The 3,267-nt window shown below is 57.8% G+C and carries 7 protein-coding genes; 3 read left to right on the top strand and 4 right to left on the bottom strand.

The annotated features are described in order from the left end of the window. Positions 1 to 206, bottom strand: a 206-nt coding sequence (locus tag AC04SI_RS33115) for a hypothetical protein (RefSeq protein ID WP_488475716.1), incomplete at its 3' end; no start/stop codon positions are given. A gap of 101 nt (positions 207 to 307) precedes the next feature. On the opposite strand from AC04SI_RS33115, the gene AC04SI_RS33110 reads away from it, so the two are divergent. Further along, a complete protein-coding gene (locus AC04SI_RS33110; protein WP_488475715.1) occupies positions 308 to 472 on the top strand; it encodes a hypothetical protein in 165 nt (54 codons plus the stop codon). 192 nt (positions 473 to 664) lie between these two features. On the opposite strand, the gene AC04SI_RS33105 is transcribed toward AC04SI_RS33110, so the two are convergent. The 3 genes from AC04SI_RS33105 to AC04SI_RS33095 are packed head-to-tail and all read right to left on the bottom strand — an operon-like array spanning position 665 to position 2,253. Beyond that, complete coding sequence (locus AC04SI_RS33105; RefSeq protein ID WP_192180682.1) at positions 665 to 1,318, bottom strand: hypothetical protein; 654 nt, start codon at positions 1,316 to 1,318, stop codon at positions 665 to 667. Next, positions 1,299 to 1,712 carry a phage holin family protein gene (locus AC04SI_RS33100; RefSeq protein WP_192180683.1) on the bottom strand — a complete coding sequence of 138 codons (414 nt, stop codon included), beginning with the start codon at positions 1,710 to 1,712 and terminating at the stop codon, positions 1,299 to 1,301. Before AC04SI_RS33100 ends, AC04SI_RS33105 begins: the two co-directional genes overlap by 20 nt. Before the next feature lie 19 nt (positions 1,713 to 1,731). Beyond that, positions 1,732 to 2,253 carry a hypothetical protein gene (locus AC04SI_RS33095; RefSeq protein WP_192180684.1) on the bottom strand — a complete coding sequence of 174 codons (522 nt, stop codon included), beginning with the start codon at positions 2,251 to 2,253 and terminating at the stop codon, positions 1,732 to 1,734. Positions 2,254 to 2,509: 256 nt separating this feature from the next. On the opposite strand from AC04SI_RS33095, the gene AC04SI_RS33090 reads away from it, so the two are divergent. Then, positions 2,510 to 2,824 (top strand): hypothetical protein, encoded by a 315-nt coding sequence (locus tag AC04SI_RS33090; protein WP_192180685.1) that lies wholly within the window; start codon positions 2,510 to 2,512, stop codon positions 2,822 to 2,824. A 165-nt stretch (positions 2,825 to 2,989) separates the two neighbouring features. After that, positions 2,990 to 3,267: catalase (locus AC04SI_RS33085; RefSeq protein WP_488475714.1), on the top strand; the 278-nt coding region annotated here is incomplete at its 3' end.

The raw sequence follows: 3,267 nt of genomic DNA, 5'->3' as shown, positions 1-3,267 counted from the left end.
AAATTGACGGTGGCAACCAGATAGCCTGCCTCATCGTAAACCTTGATAATCGAGCCCGATTGATCAGCGCCGGTCGAGGATCCTGCCGACAGGGCGGCATGGGCCATTTCGATTGCTCTCGGGCTGGCCAGGTCGGCGCTGGAAAGCTCGTGCTCCAATGTCGTGGTCTTGCCGAACTCTACGATCTCAAAGCGGAAATTGGGCATGGTGCACCTCTGCTTCCAAGCAATGTCCAAGACGGCAGAGCGTTCCAAAGGAACGCTCTTACCTCCAGCCCGTTAGGTCTCCAACACGAGGAGATTCATACATGGCTGCTAAACAAGGCAAGAAGGACAACCGCCTCTCTGACAAGGAGGCAATGCATTTAGCGGAAATCACAGACGTTTCGCCTCAGCAGGCTAAGGATCTTGCTGAAAAGCACGGCAAGGCCAAAGCCGAGAAGGAAGCCAAGAACTTCAAGGCGGAGGGCTGACGTGGCGACACGGATCGACACAGATCGAGACGCTAGAGCCAAACGGGCAGCCCAAGAGATAATAGACTTGGAGCGCAAGGCGCGCGAAGCTAAGACTGCCCGTTGACGGGAGGCGCGGACAGCTCAGAAATCCAGCACCCACGTCTGGCATGATGAAACTTGCGGAGATGATGGGCATCGCTTGATGAGGTGCTAGTCACTGTGTTGGGGCGGATCACCGCCATCGCGACCGAGATAATCGCTGACCGCGGCCATGATGGCCAGGAATGAGGCGGAGTATCTTGCGAACCCGAATGCCTGTGCAGCTACAAGTTTTGCACCATGCCAATGCTGATCGACAAAGTCAGAGGCCGAGTGCCGGACTTCGGCGGACGCCTCCCCAAATAGCTCACGTTCTTTCGCAGTTGGCTCGAACGACCTGCCGATAATGTGACCCAGCAACAGTCCTCCGGCTGAACCGGCGATAACCTTTACCCGAGCGGAATTTGTGACGGTCTGAGGCGCGTGCTTCACAAAGGGAATTGTCGCTCCAAAACGCGGTTCTGGCGCGCTCGGTTCGACAGGGTTCCTTAGCCCTTTTTTGCCTTCAGCGCTCCTTCTGCCGGCATCAAATACCGCAACCGCGCCCAGCGCTACCGCCGCCGCTGTGCCGCCGTTTTCCTTGATGGAGTCTGACACGCCACCAACGACCTCGGCGACCTTGTGCTTCGCGTATTGAGTGGTCACGTCGGCCAGATGCCGCGGCTGCAGGCGGCGGCTTATTTCGCTTACAGGCGCAAACAGGGCCTGCCGTTCCAGTCTGCTTTGCAACTGGATCTCTCTCAGGTCATCGTTGAGTGGCGCCATAACGTATCCCCTGCTTCACCGCAGCCAGATCGCTGCGCACCTGGTTGACAGTCTCGACTGGGGTGATGGTCCATCCGACCAATGCCCGTTTTGCCAGGTAGAGGGAAAGCAATCCTCCCCCGAACAACGCAATGCCAACGATCAGACACGCCACCATTGCGCTGATACCAGCAAGAATTACCGCCAGGATCAGGAATTGGACCATTGCGAAAGATGCCAGGATGAAGAGGATTACGGCCGCAATCCCGCATACACCCGAGGAGACGAGTGTTGAGGTCTTGCTCCTCATTTCCGCCTCGAGCAGGCGCATGTCCAACCGCATCAAGGAAGCGAATTGACCGATCGCTTCGCTGACGAGATTACCAAAGGGGCGACGATCGCCATCATCATCCATGGACAAAGCCCCTCTCTTCTCAGGACCGATCCGAGCTTCGCATGATACGGGTGAGCATCACGCCGGCCAGGATACCGATACCAAAAAACGCCGCTGGTTGACGCTGCGCGAACTTCGTAACTGAGTCGAACAGTTCGCCGACATTGCGATCTCTGATATCGGTCGAGATCCGCTCCACACCTTCAGCCGCGCTGCGGACCATGCCTGCGACCTGAGGGGATTGCTTTTCGATACCGTCCGCGGCCTCCTTGACGGAGTGCGCAATGTTGGCAATCGCGTCTGCTCCAGCGGTCTTGTTCGACTCAACCGCTTCTTTGAACGCGCCCGCAGCATCGGAAGCGACGGACCCTGCGTAGTCCTTTGCGTCGGCCGTTACAGAGGCCGCAGCGTCTTTCAGATTGGTCGCTGTTTCCGTCGCACTCGACTTCAATTTGCCGAGGGATTCCGCACTTCTTCCGGCAGGTTTAGGGCTGGACGGATTCTGCCAATTCTCATCAGATGAATTAAATCCGGTGGGGTCGTTAGGGTTGGGTGTGTTCACGATGTTTTACTCCTGTTCATTGGAGGTGAACTCCGCCGGCACCATGCGGTTCCTAGCGTCGGCAAATTTTTTGTTGCTCCGAGGAGCGGCGGCGAACGGGACCGCCAGGCGGGTAATTTTCGGCAAGGGCTGAGGTCCAACGCGCATGGTTTTATGATGCGGATCGGGCGATGGATCGCATCCATCCCTGAAACGAGGCGTGGGAACTTAAGCACCTCGGTGCTTGTTTACGATCATCCCCAAGGAGGATCGAACAATGACCGCAAACGAAAACCGTCGTGAGACCGGCGCCACCAAGTACCCGGCAAAAAACGACCCCGACCCGTCGGACAATTTCTCTCAGGATGCGGCAGGCAACAAGAAGCCGGCAAGCGGGATGGGATTGACTCGGCCCGCCGGCGACGTGGACGAAAAGACCCGCCAGTCCGACGGACAGAACCCGCCTAGGCCGGCGGCTCCAAGCCCCGATACGCAAAAGACCTCTGGCGCGGGCCCTCCGATCGCGGAGCGCTCGAAAGACGCCAAGGCGCCAAAGGCAGGACGCCAGCCAGGCGCGTACAAAAAGGACTGAATACAACAGATCTCGCCCAACACCGGTCGACATATCGACGTGCTTGTGAAAGCGGGGTGGTGAGGTTTCTGGGATGTAGGCGCGACGATAGTTTTCCAGGAACTTAGTGTGCACCGGGACATTGAGGAAGACACTCAGCCTCCTCTTCAATTCTGGGAACGCACAATGGCAAAGACCGCAAGACAGTCGTCAGGCAAGCCCGCGACGATCCATGATCAAAAGCTCACGCGAGGCAATGGCGGAGAGCTTCACCAGCTAGCAGAGACGGACACTGAAGTCCTCACCACTGCACAGGGCGGGCCAGTCTCGGATGATCAGAACTCACTGAAGATCGGTTCGCGCGGGCCGACGGTCCTTGAAGACTTTCATTTCCGCGAGAAGATTTTCCACTTCGACCATGAGCGGATCCCCGAGCGCGTCGTGCATGCACGCGGCTACGGCGC

Source organism: Mesorhizobium sp. CNPSo 4689, assembly GCF_057784325.1.
This window is presented reverse-complemented; position numbering and strand designations above follow the sequence as displayed.

What these genes read in the sequence shown, in the direction of transcription:
- AC04SI_RS33110 (WP_488475715.1), top strand. Translation starts at nt 308, where the DNA reads ATGGCTGCTAAACAAGGCAAGAAGGACAACCGCCTCTCTGACAAGGAG.
- AC04SI_RS33100 (WP_192180683.1), bottom strand. Translation starts at nt 1,712, where the DNA reads ATGGATGATGATGGCGATCGTCGCCCCTTTGGTAATCTCGTCAGCGAA.
- AC04SI_RS33105 (WP_192180682.1), bottom strand. Translation starts at nt 1,318, where the DNA reads ATGGCGCCACTCAACGATGACCTGAGAGAGATCCAGTTGCAAAGCAGA.
- AC04SI_RS33090 (WP_192180685.1), top strand. Translation starts at nt 2,510, where the DNA reads ATGACCGCAAACGAAAACCGTCGTGAGACCGGCGCCACCAAGTACCCG.